We start from the raw sequence: 18,186 nt of genomic DNA, 5'->3' as shown, positions 1-18,186 counted from the left end.
GGAGGCAGGCACGCATGGCGGTGCGGATCGACCAGGTCGGCGGCGGCGGCCCGTGGCGGGTCCACGGGCTGAGCGTGGAGGGGTACCGGCACCGGCGCGACGGGCTGCCCTGTCAGGACGCCTGGGGCTCGGAGGTCACCGGCCCGCCCGAGTCGCCCGTCGTGGTGCTGGCGGTCGCCGACGGGGCGGGCAGCCGGCCGCGTTCCGACGCCGGGGCGCGGCTCGCGGTCGGGCTCGCGACGCGCCACTTCGGGCGGCGGGCGAGCGCCGCGCGGGGGATCCGGCCCGGCGAGGAGGTGCACGCGCTGCTGAGGGAGGCGTTCCGCGAGGTCCGCCGGGAGTTCCTCCGGGAGTGCGGGGGCGAGGCGAACGACTACGCCACGACGCTGACCGTGGTCGTTCTCGCCCCGACCTGGCTCGGGCATCTCAGCGTGGGCGACGGCTTCGTGATCGTGCGTGCGGGCGGGGTGTTCCACCTCCTGCCCCGGCCGGAGGCGGTGAGCGAGTACGGCAACGAGACGGTGTTCGTGACCTCGGCGGAGGCCGAACGCCGGGCGCGGACGGCGTGCGTCGCGGACGAGGGGATCGACGGCGTTCTGCTGTCCACGGACGGCCTGGCGCAGGCGGCCCTCCGGGCGGACCGGGCAGACCGGGCGGAGCAGGCGGACCGGGCGGAGCAGGCGGACCGGGCGGAGCAGGCGGACCGGGCGGAGCAGGCGGACCGGGCGGAGCAGGCGGACCGGGCGGAGCAGGCGCCCAATCCGTCGTTCGCCTCGGCCGTCTTCCGCGGTCTGGACTCCCCCACCCGCGATCCGGCCGCGGACGAGGCGGCGCTGGCCCGGCTGCTGCGCTCCGACCGGCTGGCGGCGCTCAACGGCGACGACAAGACGCTGCTGCGGGCGGTGCGCACATGACGGGCACGACAGGGCGGCAGGTGCTCGTGAACGGCGCGGGGGTGCGGCTGGCGGCCCGCCCGTTCAGCCTCGGCGCGCAGGCGCAGGTGTTCCGGGTCGAGGGCGACGACGAGGTGGTCGTGAAGCTCTACCGGGACCCGCCAAGCTCCCAGCTGCGGCGCAAGCTGGAGGAGATGGCCGCGATGTCCCCGCTCAGCGACGGGCGGAGGGCCCCCGGCCAGCCCTCCGAGCTGGCCTGGCCGACCGGGCTCGCGCGCGACGCGGACGGGCGGGTCGTGGGGTACGCCATGCCCAGCATGGCGGAGCCGGCGCACGTCCGGCTCGTCGCGCTCTTCAACCGGGCGCAGCGGCTGCGGCTCTTCCCCGACCACGGCGACTGGGGCTTCCTGCTCGGCGTGGCGTGGAACCTCGCGTTCATGGTGGAGCGGCTGCACCGCGAGGGCCTGGTCGTCGGCGACTTCTCCAGCAACAACATCGTGGTGGACGGCGACGGCTTCGTCACCTTCCTCGACTGCGACTCGATGGCGTTCACCTCGCGGGCCACCAGGGAGGTGTTCGCGACCCGGATGTACACCGGGGACTACGCCCCTCCCGAGCGGCAGTCGGGGGCGGCGGCGAGCGTGGAGAGCGACGACTTCGCGCTGGCCGTCCTCGTCTACCAGCTGCTGGCGGCCGGGAGCCACCCGTTCGCGGGGGTGCCGCGCGGCGGATGCGGCGAGGTCAGGGCGGAGGAAGAGGAGACCACGGTCCAGGCCAACATCACCGCGGCCCGCTCCTACGTGGTGCGGCCCGAGCGGGTGCACACGCCGCGTGGCATCCTGGATCCGACGGTGCTGCCGCCGAGCCTGCTGGAGCTGGCGCGGCTCGCCTTCGGCGCCGGCGTGCGCGACCCCGCGGCGCGCCCGGCCGCGCGCGAGTGGCTGAAGGCGCTGCACGAGGAGCGGTCGCGGGTGCGCAGGTGCCCGGACCGGCCGCGCCACCGGTACGGCGCGCACCTCGGCGCCTGCCCGTGGTGCGGACTGGCCGCCGACGGCCGCGACCCCTTCAACCCGAATCCCAAACAGAAACAGAAACAGAGACCGAAGGCGGCGGGACAGGCGCCGCCCGCGCGGCCGCGCGTCGGCCGGGCGGTGGCGGCCCTGCTGCTCGCGATCCTCCTCGTCCTCGCGGTCCTCACCGCGCTCGTCCTGGGGCTGGTGACGCTGTGATGGCGTGGAAGCGGTCGCGTGCCACGCACGCCCCGAAGCGGCTGGGGGCGTACGAGATCGTGCGCGAGCTGGGGTCGGGCGGCATGGGGCGGGTCTACCTGGGCCGCTCCCGCTCCGGCAGCCTGGTGGCGGTGAAGGCGATTCGGCCGGAGCTGGCGCTGGACCCGACGTTCCGGGAGCGCTTCGTCCGGGAGATCTCCGCCGCCCGGTCGGTGAGCGGGGCCTTCACCGCGCCGGTGGTGGACGCCGACCCGCGCGGCGATCCGCCGTGGCTGGCGACGGCGTACGTGGAGGGCCCCTCGCTGGAGGAGTCGGTCCGCGTGGGCGGGCCACTGCCGGAGCGGGAGGTGTGGCGGCTGGGCGCGCGCCTGGCGGAGGCGCTGGGCGCCATCCACGCCGCCGGAGTGGTGCACCGGGACCTCAAGCCGCAGAACGTGCTGCTCGCGCCGGACGGGCCCCGGGTGATCGACTTCGGGATCGCGCTCATCGACAGCGCCAGCCGCCTCACCGGCACCGGCCTGGTCCTGGGAACCCCGGGCTACATGGCGCCCGAGCAGCTCAAGGGCCTGGGGGCCACGACCGCCAGCGACGTCTTCTCCCTCGGCGCGGTGCTGGCGTACGCGGCCACCGGCCGGCCGCCGTTCGACGGCGGGCAGGGCGCGCACTACGAGACGATCTCCGGCTGGCCGGACCTCGGTACGGTCTCGCCCGCGCTGCGCGGCGTGATCGCCCGGTGCATGACGAAGGCGGCGGAGCTGCGCCCCTCGCCGCGGGCCCTGCGGGCCGAGTTCGCCACCGGGCCCGCGCCCGCGCCCGCCCCGACCAGGGTCGACCCGGCGGCGCCCGCCCCGACCAGGGTCGACCCGGCCGCGGCGCGCACGGCCGTCGCCCGCCCCGCCGTGGACGCCATGCTGCGGGACGCCAGGAGCCTGCTGGACGCGGGCCTGACCGACCGGATGATCACGGAGGCGGTGGAACGTGCCGGCCGAAGCTGACGAGGCTCCCGAGGCCGGGCGGGCGTTCGCCCTCGCCTCGCACTGGCAGGAGCTGGCCCGCGGCTGGGCGGCCGGCGGCCGGGCGGGCGGGACGGTGCGCGACGCCGCGCCGCAGGCGCTGGCCATCGACATCCCGGGCTCGGACATCGCGGTGACGGTGCGTCTGACGGCCACGACCCGGCTGCTCGTCGCCTTCATGACCAACGGCCGCCTGCTGGCCCCGGACCAGCTGGCGACGGCAGCGGCGGCGGCGAGCGCGTGGAACACCAAGCACCTGGTCCCCATGCTCTCGCTGTGGGACGTCGGCGGCCGGCAGCCGTGCATCGCCGGGATCTGCTCCCTGCCCCTCGTCTGCCGCGTGACGCCGGGGGAGTTCGGCGCCCTCGCCGACGAGTGGGTGGCCGGGGCGCACCGGATGTTCGGCTGGTGCCGGGGGGAGTTCGCGCTCTGACCGTCACCCGCGCAACCACACGGCGTCGCGGCGCGTGATAGGGAACACATCGCGCGGCGAGACGGCCAGAGGCAGCCAGAGACGACCAGAACCAGAGGGGCTGGACGAGACGATGACGGTGACCGTGGGGTACGACCCGCGCGCCAGACGGCGGCGCGGGTCGGCGGCGGCGTTGCTCAACCTCAGCGGGCTCGGGCTGGGGTACCTGTACCTGCGGCTGTGGGGCCGGGCCGTGTGGTACTGGCTCTTCACCGCGCTGCTGATCGTCCTCGCCAACGCCCTCAACGCCGCCGACTCCGCCACCGCCTGGCTCATCATCTACGGGCTGTGGCTGGTGCTGGCCGCCTACCGGGGCTGGATCCACGGCAGCAAGGGCGAGACCGCCACCATCCGGTCCTCCGCGCTCGCGCCGCTCGCCGGCGTTCTCGCCATCGCGCTCGCCGTGACCGGCGTCCTCCTCTACCGCTCCCTCCCGCAGGGCGAGCTGGACGAGGCCGAGGAGGTGCACGCCGAGGGGCGATGCGAGGAGGCGATCCCGCGCTACGAGCGGGCGGCGGAGAGCCGCTACGAGTTCACCCTCAGCCCGGCGCTGGCCGACGCCCGCGCGGGGATCGCCGCCTGCGAGCTGCTGCTGGCCGCCGAGGACGCCGCCGGGAGCGGCGACTTCACCAGCGCCGTCGCCCACTACGAGGACTACCTGCGCCGGTACGCCGGCGAGCCGCCGTTCGCCGGTGCCGAGGCACGGCTGATCGGGCTGCGGCTCGACGAGGCCGACGCGCTGGCCGGGCAGGCCGCCGCCTCGGGCGCCTGGGAGGGCGCGGGCGGCTACCTGGAGGCGTTCGAGGCGTACTTCGCGCTCCGCGCCGACCACCCCGGCTCCGAGGAGGCCGGCCAGACGGCCGAGCGCGTCGAGGGCATGTACGTCACGGAGACGGCCGCCTTCGACAACGGCCGGTTCTGCGAGGCCATCGACGGCCTGCGCCCCTTCACCGAGCTGGCCGAGCACTTCGACGAGCCCGAGGCGCGGGACATCGACGAGCGGGCCGAGCGGGCGCTGCCCGAGGCGGTCTACGGCTGCGGCTCGATCCGCTACGAGGACGGCCGGTTCTGCCAGGCGGCGGGCGAGTTCCGCGAGGCGGCCCGGCTGCCCGGGGCACCGGACGACCTCGCCCGCCAGGCCCGCACGATGGTGCCGCGCTCCCGCTACGAGTGCGGCCGGGCGCTGGGCGACCCGTGCGAGGCCACGCCGCACTTCGAGGCGGCGGCGGACTCGCCGGCCGCGACCGACCGGCTGGCGGGCGACGCGGAGTCCGCGCTGCGCGGCGCGCTCTTCGACTGCGGCGAGCGGGCGTACGAGGACGGCGCGTACGAGGAGGCCAGGCAGGCCCTCCGGCGGCTCGTCGACGACTACCCGGGCGACGCGCGGGCCGGCGAGGCCCAGGACCTGCTGATCGCCATCGAGATCGCGGAGGTCGCCGCCGACGGCGGCGCGGGCGAGCTGCCCGACCCGAGCGAGGCGGGCACGGGAGCGGCGGGCGTGGCGACCGTGGAGATCGAGAACGGCTCGTCGGAGACGCTGGAGATCCTCTACACGGGCCCGGAGACCGGCCGGATCACGATCGACGAGTGCTCGGGCTGCGCGGAGACGGTGACCCTGGACCCCGGAAGCTACGAGGTGGTCGCGCGGTCACGCTCGGACAGCGCGGTCGTACCCTACTACGGGACCTGGGAGCTGAGTTCGGGCTACCTGTACTCGGAGTACTACTACATCACGTTCTACTGACGGTCCGTTCTGGTGGGGAGAGGGCTGGGGCATGAGCGGCATGGGCATGGGTGAGGACGGACGGCGGGACGGCGGGAAGCGGAACGCGCGGCGGCGGTCGCTGGCCGCGGCGCTGCTCAACGCCAGCGGGCTGGGGGCGGGCTTCCTCTACCTGCGGAGCTGGTGGCTCGCCGTCCTCAACCTGGTGGGGACGGCGGCGCTGATCGGCGGCGCGAACGCGGCGGGGGCCTCGGACGAGCCGGGCGTGTGGCTCGGGGCGTACGCCGGATGGCTGGCCGTGGTGATCGCGGGCGGCTGGTGGCGGGCCCGGCCGAGGCGGCCCAGGGCCCAGCCGGACGCGGCGCAGCCGCCCGCCCCGCCCGCGTCTCCGGCCGGGCCGCCGGACGGGCCGCCGGACGAGACGACGCTGACGCTCGCCGCCCCGCCGGCCGACGCCCCGCGCCAGAGCCCCGCGCAGCCGTCCGTGGACCGGCCCACCCTCGCGATCACCACTCCCCCGCCGCCGGGCCCGGCGGAGCCGGCCGTGCCGCGCCCGGGCTGGCGGCCGTACGCCGTGGGCGCCCTGCTGCTGGTGCTGGTCGCGGGCGGGATCACGGCGTTGCGCACCCTGCCGCAGCGCGCGTTCGAGGACGGGCAGGACGCCCACGCCGCCGGCGACTGCGGGGAGGCCGTCGGCCACTACGACGACGCCGGGGCCGCCTGGTACCAGTTCACCCTCACCTCCGCGCCCGCCGACGCCGAGCGCGAGCGCGCCAACTGCGAGCTGCTGGACGCCGCCATGGCACGCGAGGAGGCCGGGGAGCGCGAGCAGGCGATCGTCCGCTACGAGGACTACCTCCACCTCTACGAGGGCCGCACGCCGGTGTGGGCCGACGCCGAGTCCCACCTCGCCGGGCTGCGCCTGGAGTACGCCGACGCCCTCGCCGAGGCCGCCGCCGGTGACGGCGCGGGCTACGCCGAGGCCCTCGACGCCTACGCCGCCGTCCGCGAGCACCACCCGGACTCGCCGCAGGCCGGGGAGGTGCCCGCCCGCGTCGACGCGCTCTACGCCGACGGGACCACCGCGTACGCCGACGAGGACTACTGCGCCGCCATAGACCAGCTCCAGGCGTTCGCCGACGTCGACGCGGAGTCCGAGGCGCGCGAGGCCGCCGACCTGGCCGGGCGCGCCGACGAGGCGCTGCCCGAGGCGTACTTCGGCTGCGGGCAGATCCAGTACGACGAGGCGCGGTTCTGCCAGGCCATAGGCTCCTTCGAGCAGGCGTCGGACGCGGGCCGCGAGGGCGTGGCCGGGCCGCTGAACCTGGCCCGCTACGACTGCGGCATGGCCCGGGTGGCGGGCGGCAACGCCTGCGAGGCCGTCGAGCCGCTGGAGCAGGTGGACGGCGGCGGCGTGGTCGAGCGCGCCTCGGACGGGCTGCGCGGCGCGCTGTACGACTGCGGGGTCGCCCGCTTCCGCGACCGCGACCACGCCGGCGCCCGCGAGTCGCTGCGGCGCGTGGTCGACGACTTCTCCGGCTCGCGGGAGGCGGACGACGCCCGCGACCTGCTGATCGCGGTCGAGGTCAACGAGGTCACCGGCCGCGACCCCGAGGGCCTGCTGCCGGGCGGGAACTGGAAGGACAGCACGGGCGGCACCGTCACGATGGAGGTGTTCAACGCCGCGGGCGAGCGGCTCGAACTCCTCTACGCCGGGCCGGAGAACGGCAGGATCGAGGTCGAGCCGGGCCCGGACACGGGCGAGAGCCGCTGCGAGAACCCCGACGGCCTGCCGTCGGTCACGGTGACCCTGCCGACCGGCGACTACCAGACGGTGGCCCGCTCCCTGGAGGACCCCTCGGTCACCGAGTTCGGCGGCGAGTGGCACCTGGACGCCGGCTATCTGTACACGGACTGCTACTACATCACGGAGGACGGCGTCATCTACTGACGGTTCGTTGAGAGGGTCTCTACGCCGCCAGGCGGGGCCCGGCCAGCCTGCGCACGTTGCCCGCGTGGACGGCGGCGCGCTCGGCGTCGGTGAGGTCCATCGCCGCCAGGTCGGCGATGGCGGAACGGATGTATCCCGGGCCCTTCTCGGGGTCGTAGGGCGAGTCGGAGGCGAACAGCACCCGGTCGGGGCCGAAGAACTCCAGGGTGCAGCGCAGCGCGTGCGGCGCGCCGAAGAGCGCGGTGTCGGCGTAGAACATCCTGAAGTAGTCCAGCGGGCGCCGGGAGAGCGGATAGCCGGTGACGTCCTCGCGCTGGTGGTCGGGGGTGCGTGAGCCGAGCTGGTCCCAGCCGGGGCCGACCCGGCCGGAGAAGTGGGGGATCATGCTGCCGCCGTGGTGGATGAGGAGCTTGAGGGTGGGGTGGCGTTCGAGCACGCCGCCGAAGACGATGCGGGCCATGAAGGCCGACAAATCGTACTCCCAGCCGAAGGTCCACCAGATCTCGTACCGGGAGCGCTCCTCGGCCGGGTAGTCGGGCCAGGAGGAGTTACGGCAGGGGTGGACCTGGACCAGCAGGTCGAGCTCGGCGGCGCGTTCCCAGAACGGCTCGAAGCGCCGCTCGTCCAGGGGATGGCCGCCCACGTGCGTGTAGATCTGGACGCCGGCCGCGCCCAGTTCGCCCACGGCGCGGTCGAGCTCGGCGACGGCGGCGTCGACGTCGTTCAGCGCGACGGCGGCGCAGAATCCGACGAAGCGGTCGGGGTGCTTCGCGACGAGGTCCGCCAGGCCGTCGTTGCCGATGCGCGCGTACTCCGCGGAGGTCGCCGGGCTGCCGAAGTCCTCCAGGGGCGGGGCGGCCAGGTTGACGAGCTGGCGGTATCCGTCGAACTCGTCCATCTGGCGGAAGCGCACGTCCAGGTCGACCAGCGCGGGGATGTTCATGACCCGCTTGCGCAGGTTCGCGACGGCGGGCACGCCGTCGAGTGCGAACAGCCGGTCGGCGTAGTCGTGCGGCAGGACGTGGCAGAAGGCGTCGATCTTCTCGGGCACGCTGGTCTCCTCAGGCGACGGGCGTCGATGACTCGCGGGGGATGAGGGTCGGCGCGTAGACGAGGGAGTCGACGGGCTTTCCCTCGATGGCGCGCAGCAGGATGTCGACCGCGCCGCGCCCCAACTCACGCAGCGGGACGCGGACGCTGGTCAGCGGGACGGGCAGGCGCGCGGCGAGCGGGGTGTCGTTGTACCCGACGAGGGAGAGCTCGCCGGGGACGCCGATGCCGAGCTTCCGGGCCGCCGCCAGCACGCCGACCGCCGTGTTGTCGTTGACGGTCATGACGGCCGTCGGCCGCTCGGCGGCGGGCAGCGCGGACAGCAGCTCGGTCGCGACCCGCTCTCCGCTCTCCATGGAGAAACCCGAGGGCCTGACGAGCCGTTCGTCGACGGCGAGGCCGGCCTCCTCCAGGGCGGAGCGGTAGCCCTGCTGCCTGCCGAGGGCGTTGGAGGCGTACGGCGGTCCCGCGATCACGGCGATGCGCCGGTGCCCCAGGTCGATCAGGTGGCGTGCGGCGAGGTATCCGCCGAGCCGGTCGTCGCCCGTGGCGGCGGGGCCGCGGCCGTCGGTGCGGAGGGCGAGGACGTATGGGACCTCGCGCGTGGCGAGCTCCCGCAGGACGGTGCTCTCCGTGTCGAGCCGGCTCGTGGTGAGGATCAGGCCGTCCACCATACGGTCCAGCAGCAGCCGGGCCTGCGTGGCCTCGTCCTCCGGCTCGTAGTGCGTGGTCGCCACCAGGGCGTGCAGGCCGTGGTCCCGGCAGGCGGCGGCGATCTCCTCGTACAGCATCGCGATCACCGTGTCCGTGAGCCGGGGGACGACGACGCCGATGGTGCGGGTGCTCTGGCGGCGCAGGCTGGCCGCCGAGGGGTTGGGCGTGTAGCCGATGCGACGCGCGACCTCCTTCACGCGGGCCGCGGTGGTGCTGCGGGAGAAGGGGTGGCGCTCGTCCATCGCGCGCGACACCGTCGACGGGCTCACGCCCGCCGCGCGTGCCACGTCGGCCATGGTCGGGCGGCGCCGGGCGCCTGATGCGGTCACCGGTTGCCTCTCGTGTCTCGTCGTGTCTGGTCGTGTCTGGTCGTGAACGGGGTTGACGGCACCTGCCGGTCCACCCATGATATGAATACGTAAGCGCAATCGAATGCATAGCCAGTATGACACGCCGCCCCGGGCGCGAGGCAAGGCCCCGGAGGCGCTTCTCAGGAAGGAGCGACCTCTTGTCGAGTCGCTCAACAAGAGCCGTCGGGGCGGCCGTTTCCGCCGCCCTCACCTCCATGCTGCTGACCGGGTGCGGTGGCGGCGGCAGCGACACCTCCTTCACGGTGGCGCTGATCGAGCCTGACATCACCGCCGTCCCGCTTCTCGCGGCCGTCGACGCGGTCCGGGAGGAGGGGTTCGACGTGACGGTCGAGGAAGCCGCGGAGCCGGAGCTCGCCATCGAGGGCCTGGTCCGCGGCGACTACCAGTTCTCGGCGGAAGCGACGTCTTCGGCGCTGATCGCCATATCCAAGGGCGCTCCGATCCGGATCGTCGCGGACGTCGTCGGCAACCAGTGGTCGGTCTACGGCTCCCGCGACCGGGACAGCTGCGCGGAGCTGGACGGCCGCCCGTTCGGGATCTTCAGCGAGGGCGCCGTCGCGACGGCGATGGTCCGGCAGTGGGTGAGCGGGGACTGCCCCGGTGGCGCCGAGCCGGAGTACCTCACCATCGGCGACTCCGGAGCCCGCGCGCAGGCGCTGCTCGCCGGCCAGATCGACGCCACCGCACTCGAACTGACCGACATCATCACCCTGGAGGCCGAGGGAGCCACCGGCCTGTACCAGATGGCGGACTTCGCGGAGGTCTTCCCCGGCCTGCACCCGCAGACCGTGTACGCCAGCGAGGGCTACCTCGACGAGCACCGCGAGGCGAGCCAGGCGTTCGTCGACGCGCTGGTGGAGGAGCACCGGAAGATCAACGCCGACCCCGGGTACCTCGCCTCCCTGGCTCTGAGATACCTGCCGGACGCCTACGACGAGCAGTCGGCCGAGACCGTCAGCCGGCGTTATGTGGAGGCCGGGCTCTTCGACGCCGCCGGGCTGACCGCGGACAACCTCCGGCAGACGGTGGACTTCTTCGCCGATGCGGAGGTCATCGATCCCATGCCGGTCTCGGACGTGGCGGACCTCAGCTTCCTCGAGGGTCGGACGGGAGAGCGCTCGTGACCGCGCTGCGCGGGGTGGCGTCCCGCCCCCTCTTCTACCAGCTGCTGACCTTCGCCGTGTTCGCCGCCGCCTGGGAGGCCTACGGGCGCTGGCGCGGAGGCATCCTGCTGCCGCCCTTCTCCGACACGGCGGTGGCGACGGTGCGGCTGCTCGGCGAGGGCGAGCTGTGGCACGCGCTCTACGTGAGCAACCAGGCGCTGGTGCTGGGATTCGCCGCGGCCGTGGTGCTGGGCGTGCCGACGGGCCTGCTGCTGGGGCGTTTCCCCGCGGTCGAGCGCTACACCGACGTCTACCTGAACATCCTGCTGGTGACGCCCATGGCCGCCGTCATCCCGCTGCTGATCATGTCGACCGGGATCGGGCTGCTGTCGCGGGTGATCCTCGTGACGCTCTTCTCGATCGTCATGGTGGTCGTCAACGCCCGTGCCGGGCTACGGCAGATCGACCCCTCGCTCATCGAGATGAGCCGCACGCTGGGAGCCTCGGAAGCCCAGATCTGGCGGCGCATTCTCATTCCCGGCGCCCTCCCGGCCATCATGACCGGCCTGCGTCTCGGCCTCGGCCGCGCCGTCACGGGGATGGTGATCGTGGAACTCCTCATGGTCTCCGTGGGATTCGGCGGTCTCATTCTCGAATACCGCAGCCTGTTCGAGGCCCCGAAGCTCTACGCCACCATCGTCATCATTCTCATCGAAGCGCTCACGCTGATCGCCGCCGCCCGCTGGGCCGAACGCAGGGCCACGCCGTGGGCCGCCGCCAGCACTCCCGCAAGGAGCACCACGTGATCGAGATCAAAGGCGTCACCAAGACATTCACCGGACGGGAGGGAAACGTGATCCAAGCCCTTCAGGGCGTCGATCTCACCGTCGCCGACAACGAGTTCCTGACCATCCTCGGTCCGAGCGGCTGCGGCAAGACGACGCTGCTGCGCGCGATCGCCGGGCTCGTCGATGCCGACGCCGGCGAGATCACCGTGGACGGCGAGCCGGTGCGCCGCCCCGGGCCCGACCGGGCGATGGTCTTCCAGAACTTCGCGCTGCTGCCCTGGGCCACGGTGCTGGACAACGTGGCGTTCGGCCTGGAACTGCGCGGCGAGTCCAAGGCCGCCCGGCGGGCGAAGGCCCGGGAGCTGACCGAGCTGGTCGGCCTCGCCGGGTTCGAGTCGCAGCTCCCGGGCGAACTGTCCGGCGGCATGCAGCAGCGGGTGGGGCTGGCCAGGGCGCTGGCGGTCGAGCCGAACGTGCTGCTGATGGACGAGCCGTTCGGCGCCCTCGACGAGCAGACCCGGCGCATCCTCCAGGAGGAGCTGCTGGCCATCTGGGAACGCCGCCGCCTGACGGTCGTCTTCATCACCCACAGCATGGAGGAGGCGGTGCTGCTCGGCGACCGGGTGGTGCTGATGAGCCCGCGCCCGGGCCGGATCGCCGAGATCGTCCCGGTGGACATCCCCCGCCCCCGCGCCAGCGACGTCGGCGGCCTGGAACGCTCGCCCGCGTTCACCGCCATCACCTCCCGGCTCTGGGAGAGCCTGCGCGCGATGCACCCGGACCACCGGACCACCGCCCGCGCATCGGAGGTGGCCGGATGAGCGCCACGGCCCAGGCCGGGGGACGGGCGGCGGCCAGGCGGCTCCCGTTCCCCGCGATAGCGCCGCCGCTCGTCGCGCTGCTGACCGGGGCGGTGCTGTGGGAGGCCGTGGCGCGTGTCGCGAACGCCGCCTACCTGCCGCCCGCCAGCGCCGTCGTGGGGCGGCTCGCGGAGATGACGCGGGACGGGCAGATCTTCGGCAGCCTGGCCTCCAGCCTCGCCAACCTCGCCATCGGCTTCGCCATCTCCCTCGTCGCGGGCCTGGTGCTCGGCGTCCTGATGGGCCGCTACCGGCCGGTCGACGCGGCGCTCGGCATCTACATGTACGCGCTGCTGACGGCGCCCTCGCTGGTGTTCGCGCCGGTGTTCTTCTCGCTGTTCGGCCCGGGCAGGGCGTCCATCGTGGCCGTCGTCGTCATGTACTCGCTCTTCATCATCGTGATCACGACCGCGTCCGCCGTGCGGGCCGTTCCCGAGCAGCTGATCGAGATGGGCCGCCTGTACGGGGCGAGCGAACGCCGGCTGCTGGTGAAGGTCGTCATCCCCGCCGCCCTGCCGCTGGCCATGGCGGGCGTCCGGCTCGGCATGGGCCGCGCGGTCACCGGCATGATCAACGGTGAGATGTTCATCGCCGTCGTCGGCCTGGGCAAGGTCCTGACGGATGCCGGGGGCCGGTTCGACAGCGAGGGCGTTCTGGCCGTGCTGCTGGCCGTCATCGTGGTGGCGCTCGGCGCCGTCGGACTCGTCCAGTGGGCCGACCGGCGTCTCAACGGCTGGCTGCCGCGCACGGCCAGGAAGTGAACGGGCGGGGCGAGGGGAGGGGTGGTGGGAGGGGTGAGGGGAGAGGTGAGGGGAGAGGTGAGCGGGTGGGCGCCGCCGTCAGATCCCCAGGACCACCTTCGCGGTGGTGAAGTAGATGATCAGGCCCGTCGCGTCCACCAGCGTCGTCACCATCGGCGCGGAGACCACCGCCGGGTCGATGTGCAGCTTCTTCGCCAGCAGCGGCATCGTGCCGCCCACCGTCGAGGCCCAGCCGCAGATGACGATCAGCGTGATCGCCACGACCGCGGCGACGTCCCACGCCACGAAGAAGGACCCGACGAAGAAGCCGACGACCGCCAGCATGCAGCCCAGCAGCAGTCCCGTGCGGCACTCGCGCCACACCACCCGCAGCAGGTCGGAGACCCGCACCTCGCCGACGGCCAGCGCCCGCACCGCGGCCGTCGCGGCCTGCGCCCCGGCGTTGCCGCCCGTGCCGATCAGCAGCGGCACGAAGAGCGCGAGCTGCGTGACGGCCTCCAGCTCGCCCTCGAACGCCCGGGTGACGCTGACGGTGAGGGTCGCGGCGACCATCAGCAGCATCAGCCACATCATGCGGGTGCGGGAGAGCTGGAAGACGCTGGCCGACATGTAGTGGCGTTCCAGCGGCTCGGCGCCGGCCTGGCGGGCGACGTCCTCGGTGTCGGCCGCCTCGATGACCTCGAAGGCGTCGTCGCTGGTGAGGAGGCCGACGAGCCGGTCCTCGCTGTCGACGACCGGCAGGTCGAGGACGTTGGTCTCGCGCATCAGGCGGGCGGCGTGCTCGGCCCGGTCCGTGGCGCGGGCGCGCGGCGGCTCGGTGACGACGAGGGCGGAGACCTCTGAGCCGGGCTCGCTCAGCACCAGCTCGCGCAGCTCGACGATGCCCTTCAGGCGGCGGCCCCGGTCCACCACCGGCAGGGTGTAGATCGTCTCGGCGTGGGCGCCCCGGCGGCGTACCACCTCCAGGGCCTGGCCCACCGTCAGGTCCTCCTGGAGGGCGACCGTTTCGGGCGTCATGTAGCGGCCCACCGAGCCCTCGGGGTAGCCGAGGAGCGCGGCGGTCATCTGGCGTTCGTGGGCGGACAGCCCCGCGAGGACGCGCTTGGCGACCTTGGCCGGGGCCTCCTTCAGCATCCGGGCCCGGTCGTCGGGGTCCATGTGCTCGACCAGGTCGCGGAACGCCTGGTCGCGCAGCCCTTCGAGGATCTGCTGCTGGTCGACGGGGTCCAGCTCCTCGAAGACCTCCAGGGCGCGGTCCTTGTCGAGCAGCCGGAAGGTGACGACCGAGTTCACCGCGTCCATGCGGGCGATCTCGTCGGCGATGAGGTGCGGCGGCTGCGTCTCCAGCCACTCCAGGGCCCCGGCGAGGTCGTGGTCCTCGAGCAGCGCGGGCAGGTGGGTCATGACGGAGGAACCCCCAGGAAACGGAAGGCGATCACGGGCATCCGATGTGCGCGCACACGCCGACCGCCCCAGGGGGCGGCTGGACCGCCGGCGTCACCTGGGCGGGAGGGCGTGGCGCGGGGGATGACTAGGAGGTTCACTGCGCATCGCAGCATCACCTCCTGCCGTGTCTTTCCGCCGAAACCGTTCTTCAGGGTACAAGGCATCGGCACCGATCATCGCAAAAATTCCGGCATAACGGACAGTCAGTGCGGTCTGTGCCGTGAACGTTTCGGTTCGTTCATCAACCGTCGGCGATACGCCCGAGTACCGTCGGGCGAACGTCCGGCACCCGGGCGTCTGTTGGGGAGACGCGGAGGGCGCCCTCGGCCTCCAACGCGGCCAGCGCCGCCCCGAAGCGCTCGGGGGTGTCGGTGTGGAGAGTCAGCAGCGGCGCCCCGGCCGTGACCCGGTCCCCCGGCTTGGCGTGCAGCTCGACCCCGGCCGCGGCCTGCACCGGGTCCTCCTTGCGGGCCCGGCCCGCGCCGAGGCGCCACGCCGCCACGCCCACGGCGTAGGCGTCGAGCCCGGTCAGCACGCCGGTGGCGGGCGCGGGCACGGTGTGGGTCTCGCGCGCCACCGGCAACGGCGCGTCCGGGTCCCCGCCCTGGGCCGCGATCATGCGGCGCCAGGTGTCCATGGCCGAGCCGCCGGCGAGCGCGCGGGCCGGGTCGGCGTCGGTCAGCCCGGCGGCGTCCAGCATCTCCCGCGCCAGCGCGAGGGTCAGCTCGACGACATCGGCGGGCCCGCCGCCGGCCAGCACCTCGACGGCCTCGCGCACCTCCAGCGCGTTCCCGGCCGTCAGGCCCAGCGGGGTGTCCATGTCGGTGAGGAGCGCCACGGTCCGCACGCCGTGGTCGGTGCCGAGCCCGACCATCGTCTCGGCCAGCTCGCGCGCGTCGTCGAGGGTCTTCATGAACGCCCCCGAGCCCGCCTTGACGTCCAGCACCAGGGCACCGGTGCCCTCGGCGATCTTCTTCGACATGATCGAGGAGGCGATCAGCGGGATCGACTCGACCGTGCCCGTCACGTCCCGCAGCGCGTACAGCTTCCGGTCGGCCGGGGCCAGCCCCTCCCCCGCCGCGCAGACGACGGCGCCCACCTCACGCAGGATGCCCAGCATCTCGTCCGGGCCGATCCGGGCGCGCCAGCCGGGAATGGCCTCCAGCTTGTCGAGCGTGCCGCCGGAGTGGCCCAGGCCACGGCCCGACAGCTGCGGCACGGCCGCGCCGCAGGCGGCGACGAGGGGCGCCAGCGGCAGGGTGATCTTGTCGCCGACGCCGCCCGTGGAGTGCTTGTCGGTGGTGGGGCGCGGCAGCGAGGAGAAGTCCATGCGCTCGCCGGTGGCGATCATCGCCGCCGTCCAGCGGGCGATCTCGGCGCGGCTCATGCCGTTGAGGAGGATCGCCATCGCGAGCGCGGACATCTGCTCCTCGGCGACCTCGCCCCGCGTGTAGGCGTCGATGACCCAGTCGATCTGGGCAGGGGCGAGGGCGTGCCCGTCGCGCTTGGCGCGGATGACGCTGATCGCGTCGATGGCCCCGGTGGCCCCGGTGGCGTCGTTCATGAAGGTTCCGGTCCTCGGTCCAGGCCCCACGCCGCGGGCAGCAGCTCGCCGAGCGTGCGTACGCCCTCGGCGGTGTCGACGGCCAGCTCGGGCCCGCCGTGCTCCATCAGGAGCTGGCGGCAGCGCCCGCACGGCGTGATGATGCGGCCCTCGCCGTTGCAGCAGGTGAAGTGCGTCAGCCGCCCGCCGCCGGTCGCGTGCAACGCCGAGACCAGGCCGCACTCGGCGCACAGGCCGAGGCCGTAGGAGGCGTTCTCCACGTTGCAGCCGGTGATGGTGCGGCCGTCGTCGACAAGCGCGGCGGCGCCGACGGGGTAGCGAGAGTACGGGGCGTACGCCCGCCCCATCGCCTCCCGCGCGGCCTGCCGCAGGCTCTCCCACCCGTCCCAGTCTGTGCTCATGTGCTACGTGCTCTCGCCTCTGCGGTATGGCCTGCCGATCGCCTTGGGCGGGCGCAGTCGCTGCGAGAACAGCGCCAGCACCAGCAGCGTCGTCAGGTAGGGCGTGGCCGAGACGAACTCGCTCGGCATGGTGTCGGTGGTGGCGTACCACACGGCCAGCAGCACCGCCAGCACCCCGCCCGCCGCGGCCGTGCCGCGCCGGCCGCGGGCGTAGCTCCACACCGCCCAGGCCGCCAGGGCGAGGGCGAAGAGCAGCAGGGTGGCGTGGACGGTGTCGCCGCCGCCGCGGTTCTGGAGGGCGTCCATGAAGCCGAAGAGCCCGGCGCCGGTGGCGACGCCGCCAGGCCGCCAGTTGCCGAAGATCATGGTGGCCAGGCCCAGGTAGCCCCGGCCGCCGGTCTGGCCGTCCAGATACATGTGGATCAGCACGGCCAGGTACGCCCCCGCGAAGCCGGCCAGCCCGCCGGAGACGGCGAGTGCCAGGTACTTGTAGCGGTAGACGTTGACGCCGAGGGACTCGGTGGCCTCGGGGTTCTCGCCGCAGGAGCGCAGGCGGAGCCCGAAGGAGGTGCGCCACAGCACGATGTAGCTGCCGATGAAGAGCAGCACGGCGAGGAGGGAGAGCCAGGAGACGTTCTGCGCGGCGGCGCGCAGGATGCCGGCGGCGTCGGAGACGAGGAACCAGTTCTGCTCGTCGAGGTCGCCGAGCCAGCCGGAGATGCCGGGCACGGTGAACGGCTCCAGGTCGTCCATGGGCGGCGACTGCTTGTCGTTCCCGCCCCGGGCGGCGGCCTCGCTGCCCTCGGCGCCGAACCACAGCTTGGCGAGGAACTGCACCACGCCGAGGGCGAGGATGTTGATGGCCACGCCGGAGACGATGTGGTCCACGCCGAAGGTGACGGTGGCGACGGCGTGCAGCAGCCCGCCGAGCGCCCCGCCGACGACGCCGGCGAGCACGGCGGCCTCCGGCCCGTGCTGCCAGCCCGCCCACCCAGCGGCGAACATGCCGAGCATCATCATGCCTTCGAGCCCGATGTTGATGACCCCGGCCCGCTCGGCCCACAGCCCGCCGAGCCCGGCGAGGCCGATGGGCACGGCGTAGCTGATGGCGCTCGACCACTGCCCGGTCTCGGTGAGGCTGGCCTCGTCGGTGACCGCGCGGACGAGGGAGAGCAGCAGCAGCGCCCCCGCGATCAGCAGCAGCACGACGGGCGTGGTGAGCCGGGGCCGCGCGGCACCGCCACGCGGCCGGAGCGACTCCAGCAGCCCGCGGCCCTCACTCTTCTTGACGGGAGTGGTCTGAGAACTGGTCACGCCGACACCTCCGCCGACTCGTCATTCCCGTCGCGGTCCTCGCCCGCGGCGGGCCGCGCCTGGCCCGGCTCCGCCGAGGACTCCGCGTTGGCGCCGCCGTCCGCCCGACCGCTGGGGCTCCCCGCCCCCGCCCCCCGCGAGCCGGGCGCCTCCGCGCCCGGACCCGGCTGCGCCGCGCCGTCGGCGCCGTCCGGCTGTCCGGCTGACATCTCAGGCGGGGCATCCGGTCCGGCGTCGGGCGTACGCGTCGTCACCGCGCCGTCGGCAGGCTCCGGCTGGGCCGGTGCCTCCGCGCCAAGCGGCGCCGGATCGGCGTCCGGCTGGGCCGGCGAAGCATCCGCGCCGGGTTCAGTGCCACCCACGGCCTCCGGCCGCGTGCCCGGGCGGGGTGCCTCCGCCGCGTCGTCGGCCGGCTCCGGCTGGGCCGGGATGCTCGCCGCGCGGGTGGCCCGGGCGGCGGGGTCGTCCCCGCCGTCCCGCTCCGGCGGCGCCGCCGGGTCGCCGGGAGTGGTGGGGCCCGCGTTCCCCGCGCC

At 74.0% G+C, this 18,186-nt stretch carries 16 protein-coding genes; 10 read left to right on the top strand and 6 right to left on the bottom strand.

The features are described 5' to 3' along the window. Window positions 1-14 precede the first annotated feature (14 nt). From ACTWQH_RS04570 to ACTWQH_RS04545, 6 genes are all read left to right on the top strand, one after another. Window positions 15-914 (top strand): protein phosphatase 2C domain-containing protein, encoded by a 900-nt coding sequence (locus ACTWQH_RS04570; protein WP_443285002.1) that lies wholly within the window; start codon window positions 15-17, stop codon window positions 912-914. Next, window positions 911-2,122: a hypothetical protein gene (locus ACTWQH_RS04565; RefSeq protein WP_443285001.1), complete on the top strand. Its 1,212-nt coding sequence runs from the start codon at window positions 911-913 to the stop codon at window positions 2,120-2,122. The genes ACTWQH_RS04570 and ACTWQH_RS04565 overlap by 4 nt, the downstream gene beginning before the upstream one ends. Next, window positions 2,122-3,117 carry a serine/threonine-protein kinase gene (locus ACTWQH_RS04560; RefSeq protein ID WP_443285000.1) on the top strand — a complete coding sequence of 332 codons (996 nt, stop codon included), beginning with the start codon at window positions 2,122-2,124 and terminating at the stop codon, window positions 3,115-3,117. The genes ACTWQH_RS04565 and ACTWQH_RS04560 overlap by 1 nt, the downstream gene beginning before the upstream one ends. Continuing rightward, window positions 3,101-3,568: a hypothetical protein gene (locus ACTWQH_RS04555; RefSeq protein WP_443284999.1), complete on the top strand. Its 468-nt coding sequence runs from the start codon at window positions 3,101-3,103 to the stop codon at window positions 3,566-3,568. The genes ACTWQH_RS04560 and ACTWQH_RS04555 overlap by 17 nt, the downstream gene beginning before the upstream one ends. 112 nt (window positions 3,569-3,680) lie before the next feature. After that, window positions 3,681-5,351, top strand: a complete 1,671-nt coding sequence (locus ACTWQH_RS04550) for a tetratricopeptide repeat protein (RefSeq protein ID WP_443284998.1) — start codon at window positions 3,681-3,683, stop codon at window positions 5,349-5,351. Between the two features lie 31 nt (window positions 5,352-5,382). Beyond that, window positions 5,383-7,281 carry a hypothetical protein gene (locus tag ACTWQH_RS04545; RefSeq protein WP_443284997.1) on the top strand — a complete coding sequence of 633 codons (1,899 nt, stop codon included), beginning with the start codon at window positions 5,383-5,385 and terminating at the stop codon, window positions 7,279-7,281. A 19-nt stretch (window positions 7,282-7,300) separates the two neighbouring features. Here the strand turns inward: ACTWQH_RS04545 and ACTWQH_RS04540 are convergent, their stop codons facing one another. Next, window positions 7,301-8,332, bottom strand: a complete 1,032-nt coding sequence (locus ACTWQH_RS04540; RefSeq protein WP_443284996.1) for an amidohydrolase family protein — start codon at window positions 8,330-8,332, stop codon at window positions 7,301-7,303. Window positions 8,333-8,342: 10 nt separating this feature from the next. Beyond that, window positions 8,343-9,341 carry a LacI family DNA-binding transcriptional regulator gene (locus ACTWQH_RS04535; protein ID WP_443285144.1) on the bottom strand — a complete coding sequence of 333 codons (999 nt, stop codon included), beginning with the start codon at window positions 9,339-9,341 and terminating at the stop codon, window positions 8,343-8,345. A 212-nt stretch (window positions 9,342-9,553) separates the two neighbouring features. Here ACTWQH_RS04535 and ACTWQH_RS04530 point away from each other — a divergent pair, with 212 nt between their 5' ends. Genes ACTWQH_RS04530 through ACTWQH_RS04515 form a run of 4 tightly spaced genes read left to right on the top strand, consistent with a single transcriptional unit; the run spans window position 9,554 to window position 12,928 of the window. Continuing rightward, the gene (locus ACTWQH_RS04530; RefSeq protein ID WP_443284995.1) at window positions 9,554-10,540 is read left to right on the top strand and encodes an ABC transporter substrate-binding protein; all 987 of its coding nucleotides are present in this window, start codon (window positions 9,554-9,556) and stop codon (window positions 10,538-10,540) included. Continuing rightward, a complete protein-coding gene (locus ACTWQH_RS04525) occupies window positions 10,537-11,325 on the top strand; it encodes an ABC transporter permease (RefSeq protein WP_443284994.1) in 789 nt (262 codons plus the stop codon). Before ACTWQH_RS04530 ends, ACTWQH_RS04525 begins: the two co-directional genes overlap by 4 nt. Further along, a complete protein-coding gene (locus ACTWQH_RS04520) occupies window positions 11,322-12,128 on the top strand; it encodes an ABC transporter ATP-binding protein (RefSeq protein ID WP_443284993.1) in 807 nt (268 codons plus the stop codon). Before ACTWQH_RS04525 ends, ACTWQH_RS04520 begins: the two co-directional genes overlap by 4 nt. Beyond that, window positions 12,125-12,928: an ABC transporter permease gene (locus ACTWQH_RS04515; protein ID WP_443284992.1), complete on the top strand. Its 804-nt coding sequence runs from the start codon at window positions 12,125-12,127 to the stop codon at window positions 12,926-12,928. The genes ACTWQH_RS04520 and ACTWQH_RS04515 overlap by 4 nt, the downstream gene beginning before the upstream one ends. 78 nt (window positions 12,929-13,006) lie before the next feature. Here ACTWQH_RS04515 and mgtE read toward each other — a convergent pair whose 3' ends face one another. The 4 genes from mgtE to ACTWQH_RS04495 all read right to left on the bottom strand — a co-directional run bounded on the left by mgtE (window position 13,007) and on the right by ACTWQH_RS04495 (window position 17,653). Further along, on the bottom strand, window positions 13,007-14,332 hold the full coding sequence (gene mgtE / locus ACTWQH_RS04510) for a magnesium transporter (protein WP_443284991.1): 1,326 nt from the start codon (window positions 14,330-14,332) through the stop codon (window positions 13,007-13,009). A 283-nt stretch (window positions 14,333-14,615) separates the two neighbouring features. Further along, window positions 14,616-15,908, bottom strand: a complete 1,293-nt coding sequence (locus ACTWQH_RS04505; RefSeq protein ID WP_443285143.1) for a thymidine phosphorylase — start codon at window positions 15,906-15,908, stop codon at window positions 14,616-14,618. Between the two features lie 26 nt (window positions 15,909-15,934). Continuing rightward, window positions 15,935-16,339 (bottom strand): cytidine deaminase, encoded by a 405-nt coding sequence (locus ACTWQH_RS04500; RefSeq protein WP_443284990.1) that lies wholly within the window; start codon window positions 16,337-16,339, stop codon window positions 15,935-15,937. A 3-nt stretch (window positions 16,340-16,342) separates the two neighbouring features. Next, complete coding sequence (locus tag ACTWQH_RS04495) at window positions 16,343-17,653, bottom strand: ABC transporter permease (RefSeq protein ID WP_443284989.1); 1,311 nt, start codon at window positions 17,651-17,653, stop codon at window positions 16,343-16,345. Window positions 17,654-18,186 lie beyond the last annotated feature (533 nt).

The sequence above is a fragment of the Streptomyces sp. 6N223 genome (assembly GCF_052246635.1).
GTDB lineage: Bacteria > Actinomycetota > Actinomycetes > Streptomycetales > Streptomycetaceae > Streptomyces.
The sequence above is the reverse complement of the archived record's forward strand: the minus strand, read 5'-3'. Positions and strand labels throughout refer to the sequence as shown.